The organism is Pedobacter sp. 01N416, assembly GCF_056399685.1.
On sequence record NZ_JBFTRT010001034.1, the window covers coordinates 1 to 596 of the forward strand.

General features: G+C 40.1%; 1 protein-coding gene. It reads right to left on the reverse strand.

The window, feature by feature from the left end; genetic code table 11:
• A partial coding sequence (locus AC1DND_RS29090) for a transposase (RefSeq protein ID WP_477586478.1) occupies nucleotides 1–482 on the reverse strand: 482 nt, incomplete at its 3' end.
• Nucleotides 483–596 lie beyond the last annotated feature (114 nt).

Consider the following 596-nt stretch of genomic DNA (forward strand, 5'->3'; position numbering starts at 1 on the left):
TTAACAAGTGAGAACATCCTTAAAATCAGTTTGAACTTCACATTGTTTAAAACAAGATTATAGCCTTTGGTCTTTTGTTTACGTTCTGCATAAGCTGATATTTCGGGATCATGTTGCATAGCAGACTTTGCGGCCTGATTGAGTTCCTGCTTTAGTTCCTTTTGTGCCAGATAACTCACCTTTGGCTTTCCCTTGATAGTTGTCCCAGATGTATTTCCGAATGGTATTACCCCCACGTAAACTGCATACTTCCTTGCGTCTGGAAAAGATGCAAAGTTTTCCGTGTAGGCGATCGTCATCCAAGCATTTACCTTGCCGATTCCCTTTATACTACTTATTATACGATAATTTTTAAGCATCTCTCCATCCTGCTTGATAATAAAGGCAATCTCAGCCTCTATTTCGGACTGATGCTTTTGGTCTGCCTTTATCTTTGAGCGGATAATCTTGCTGATCCTATCATCCTTGCCGGTTGAAAACATGTATATCCTTTCTTTTAAAGTACTTTCCAGGCCAGCCTTTTCCCTTACCAGTCTTTTCCGAAAGGAAAGCAGCTGCCTTAATATAAGAATATTGTTGTTCAATGGACGGGATGC